This window comes from Campylobacter sp. 2018MI13, from assembly GCF_018501135.1.
In the GTDB taxonomy this organism is placed as follows: Bacteria; Campylobacterota; Campylobacteria; order Campylobacterales; family Campylobacteraceae; genus Campylobacter_E.
Genome location: NZ_JAHCZC010000102.1, coordinates 1 through 4,734, shown reverse-complemented (window position 1 = coordinate 4,734; position 4,734 = coordinate 1). Strand labels below are relative to the sequence as shown.

At 27.8% G+C, this 4,734-nt stretch carries 3 protein-coding genes and 1 pseudogene; all 4 read right to left on the bottom strand.

Annotation, left to right across the window (positions count from 1 at the left end):
* Positions 1 to 474, bottom strand: a pseudogene (locus KJQ99_RS10645) (hypothetical protein); the annotation flags it as partial.
* The gene (locus KJQ99_RS08675) at positions 474 to 1,724 is read right to left on the bottom strand and encodes a coproporphyrinogen III oxidase family protein (RefSeq protein ID WP_239802643.1); all 1,251 of its coding nucleotides are present in this window, start codon (positions 1,722 to 1,724) and stop codon (positions 474 to 476) included. The gene KJQ99_RS08675 and the pseudogene KJQ99_RS10645, both read right to left, overlap by 1 nt.
* Before the next feature lie 71 nt (positions 1,725 to 1,795).
* Complete coding sequence (locus tag KJQ99_RS08670) at positions 1,796 to 2,770, bottom strand: putative transporter (protein WP_214117998.1); 975 nt, start codon at positions 2,768 to 2,770, stop codon at positions 1,796 to 1,798.
* Positions 2,771 to 2,837: 67 nt separating this feature from the next.
* Entirely contained in the window at positions 2,838 to 4,649 is a 1,812-nt protein-coding gene (gene mrdA, locus KJQ99_RS08665; RefSeq protein ID WP_214119847.1) for a penicillin-binding protein 2, read from the bottom strand.
* Positions 4,650 to 4,734 lie beyond the last annotated feature (85 nt).

Genomic DNA, 4,734 nt, shown 5'->3' with positions numbered 1-4,734 from the left:
GTCTAATGATAAAGGTGTATATTCTGTGGTTTTACTAATTTTATTTTCTTTATTTTCTTCTTTCTTAACTTCAGTAATTTTAGTAGTATTTTGCTCTACATTAGAATTATCATCATTAGCATTTTCTTGATTTTTTAATGCAAGTTTTATTTTATCAACTTCTTTTAATTCAGTTTTTGCTTCTTCTTTATCTTGGTTTGTAAGCTCTTGGGCGTCAAGTAGCATATAAACCTTATGCCAATCAAGAGCCTCATTAATATCTAATTCAAATTCTTTCAATGTCCCATCTACATTTGTATAAATAAGTTTCATTTTATTTAAAATTCTAGCATCGCTTGGAACACTAAAAGCTGTTTTTTTAAATTCCTTTATCTCTTCAATAGGACTTGGATTATTGATTTTTACAATAGGCACAAATGGATTTTCTCTAGCAAAAAGCATTGAGCTTATTAGTAAAAATAAATATTTTTTCATTATAAATCCTTTCTAAAATAAGCCCTTACTAAATCCATATTTATATAAAATTCTTTCATCAAGGTAAGTGCTAGATATTTACCAAAAAAAGTATTATTAATAATACCATTATTTATGTTAATTGCTCCAATAGTCTGCATTGCTTTTAGTTTTAGCCCTAAGTGTTTTTCTAAATCACAATTATAATTAGAATTAAAATTATTAATATTCAAATTATCCTTAAAAAACTCTGTTAGAAAAATATAATTAATTCTATCTTCAGGACTAAAATCTATGTGAGCTAATTTTTGATTTTTACCAGCTAAAACCTTAGCTTTATAATCATCTAATTTAAAAGCATTTACTAAAAGCTTATTATTTGTAAAAGAAAAAGCCCCACTACCAGCACCAATGTATTCGTGATGTGTGCTTACATATTCATCATTAAAACTAGTTCTATCCTTAGAAAAACTCCAAGAGTTATTTTGCTCATAATCACTAAAGTATTCGCAAATTATCTTATAAAATTCATATTCATTATCTTGTTTATCTATGCCTAATTTAGCTGCAATTATTTCTTTAGTAAGATTAGATTTCATCAGTGGATATAAAGTAATTTGTGATGGAGCAATATTTTTAGCTAATTCAATATCTTTTATTAACATTTGTTTTGTTTGTGATGGAAAATTAAAAATCAAATCAATACTAAAAGTTGGCAAAATACCATTAGCTAATTCTAATTTTTTTACTAATTCTTTTTGATTTCCAAACTTTTCTAAACGATTAACTTTTCTTAAAATCTCATCATCAAAACTCTGCACCCCACAACTAAGCCTATCAATAAGCCCTTTAAAGTCTTTTAAAGCTTCAGGCTTTATATGATTTGGGTCACTCTCACAAGAAATCTCTTCAATGCTAAATAAATCCTTACATAAACTAAGTGTTTTTATAAGTTCTGCTTCATTGATTAAAGTAGTTCCGCCACCAACATAAAGTGTATTAAAATCGTATCCTAAATCCTTAAATTGCTGTAATTCAATTCTTAAAGTTTTAAAATATTCTTTACATAATTCTTCATCATAAGCAAATTTGTGAAAGCTACAATAAGGACAAAAAGTATGGCAAAACGGAACGTGAATATATAGCATTACCTTTTTACCATCTTTAGATTTTTCTAAATTAACTTCATTTTTAAAATTAAACTTAGACTTAAGCTCTTTGTTAAGAAAATTGCAAGTATATTTTAAAGCTTGATTTTGTAAAAAATTCATTAATAACCTTTATTAAAAATTAAAAAATGCCATTAGTTTATACAAATAAAATTAATTCAAAATAACATAAATTAAGAATTAATTTTAAAATTAATATGCTCTTCAAATTCTTTTAAACGCTTGTGAATACTTCTTAATTCTGTAATAGTTGTCCAATTTTTAGTAAGAACACTAAAACTTGAGCGAACACTACTAAAAGCATTATTGATTTGAACTAAAACACCTAGGGCAATTATTCCTAAGAATAAATTTTGCCCTACTATCAAATAAGCAAAAATCACCATAAATTGCTCGTATAAATATAGCCAAACATCAAAATATCCATAGTGCAAAAACAATCTTTTGTAATTAAACTTAAGCCCTGTAAAAAGCTCAAACATTTGCTCTGGTAATGCGTGATTGGTTCTATCATTTTCTGCATAAACTAATTCTTTTCTAAAAGCAGCTTCGGCTTTTTGATTGTTATATTCAAGATTAGGAAGTTTAATTCCAACAAACCAAGATATAATAAGACCACCAACGCTTGTTAATAAAGCCCACATAATTAAACCTGATTGAAAATTAAAAATAGGTAAAACCAAATTAGCCCCTAAAGTATATAAAATAGGCAAAAAGGCAATCAGGGTCATAAAAGCCTTTATAATATCAACACCCAAGCTCTCAACGATTTTTGCAAATCTATATATATCTTCTTGGATACGCTGTGATGAGCCTTCTATATAATCATTATTCTTACGCCAAGCCTTAAGATAAGCAAATGTAATAGCTTCTCTCCAAGCAAAAGCAAAATGCCTAGAAAAAAACGCTGTTAATGTAGCTATTAAAATATAAGGTAAAGCTATAAATAAAAAATCACTCAAGCCACTTAAAAACTGCTCGTAGGTGCTATTTTGTGGTGCTGCTTGTAAGAGATTATAAAAATCTTTATACCAATTGTTGATTTGTACATTAAGTAAGGTTTGAGAAAAAATTGCAAGTAAAATAAGCAAACTCCCGCCCCAAGACCATAAAAACCATTTTTTAGATAAATAAAATGCTCTAAACATATAAATCCTTGCAAAAAAATAGGCTAATCATAATAATTTATCTTTAATACATTTAGAATTTGAAATATCATTTATGTTTTTTAAATCCCTTTTGATATTGCTCATCAATATAGCCTAATTCTAATAATTTATTAAATATTTTTGCAACAATTGGCCCAGAAGTAGCACCTCCATGCATTCCATGTTCAACTAGAACAACCACGGCATATTTTGGCTCTTCATAAGGTCCATAAGCATTCATCCAAGCGTGGCTTCTTGTATAATATTCCATATTTTCTTCTTTCATACGCTTTTTTTCACTTTGAGAAATCCCTACAACTTGTGCTGTGCCTGTTTTGGCTGCTAATGTGATTTTACTCTCCAATAAAGGTTTATATCCTGTGCCTTTAGGTGTATTTGCTACATCATACATAGCTGCTCTAATATATTTTAAATCTTGTTGTTCGCTTTGAGTAAAAATATCTTTTTTAACAATTTCAACTTTTTCTTTATTTATTTCATCTACAAAATGTGGCTTTATTTCGTATCCACTAGCTAATTTTGCTGTATAGACTGCTACTTGCATTGGAGTTGCTAGGAAATTACCTTGCCCTATGCTAGTAATTAAAGTTTCACCTTGATACCAAGGCTGATTATATCTTGAACTTTTCCATACTTTATTTGGTAATATACCAACACTCTCAAGTGGTAAATCAATATCTGTTTTTCTACCAAATCCAAGCTTATATAAACTTGCACTTATATCAGCTATTCCAACTTTTAAACTGCCTTTATAAAAATAATCATCACAACTTGACCTAATAGCAGTTCTTAAATCCATAACCCCATGCCCATATACATTATGGCATCTAAATTTTCTACCACCAAAATCAAAAGAACCAGAACAAGTAAAAGTAGTATTAGTATCTATTTTACCACTTTGCAAAAACGATAAGCCTACGCCCATTTTGACAACCGAACCTGGTGGATAACGACCATTTATAATCTTATTTGTAAATGGGTGGTCTAAATCTTGTATCATCATATCCCATTCGTTTTGTGAAATTCCAGTAACAAAAGGATTTAAATCATACTCTGGATAAGAACCTGCTGCAACAATTGAGCCATCTTCAATATTTAAAACAACTGCTGAACCACTAATATTTTTAAACAATTCATCTAAGTATTGCTGCATTCTTATATCAATAGTGAGTTTTATATCATTTTCCATAATTGGTTTTTTAAACTCAATTTCTTCTACTTCTTGATTGATGGAATTTACTTTTGTAACTTTTTTACCAGGCGTGCCTTGTAATATATCATCATAATATTTTTCTATGCCTGTTTTTCCAATTTTTTTTGTAACTTTTACAACATCATTATTTACCATATCTTCAGCATTTGCCCTTGCCACATAGCCTATTATATGACTTGCTAAAGAATTAAATGGATATAGTCTTTTAACACTTGGTTTTATTAATATATTATCATCTAAATTCAGCTCAAAATAACAAGGATTTATCTTCTCATACTCTATAAAATCTATAATTTCTATTTCATCTTGATTGTAATAGCTATTTTCTCTTTTATATATTTTAATAATTTTATCAATATCTAAATCACTAAAGCATTTTAGAATTTTATTAGTTGTTACATCTAATAAATTACTACTTAAATGTGGTTTTAAAGATATTGAAAATCCGAGCTGATTAACAGCTAATGGGGTATTATTTCTATCTAATATTATCCCTCTAATAGGCGGAATTAATTCTTCTTTGGTTGAATTCTTTTGTGCTAGTTCTTCATAATAATCATTGCTATAAATACTAAGCCAATATACCCTAGAAAGTAGCATTATAAAAAATGACAATATTACAAAAATTACAAATTTTAATCTCACACAATACCTCTAAACAAAATAATTGATAATAAAGATTCAAGGCATATATAATAAATAAAAATATTGCTTAATTTAAGCACTTCTA

Excerpts from the sequence above, each read along its gene's own strand:
- KJQ99_RS08675 (WP_239802643.1), bottom strand. The coding sequence starts at position 1,724 with ATGAATTTTTTACAAAATCAAGCTTTAAAATATACTTGCAATTTTCTT.
- KJQ99_RS08670 (WP_214117998.1), bottom strand. The coding sequence starts at position 2,770 with ATGTTTAGAGCATTTTATTTATCTAAAAAATGGTTTTTATGGTCTTGG.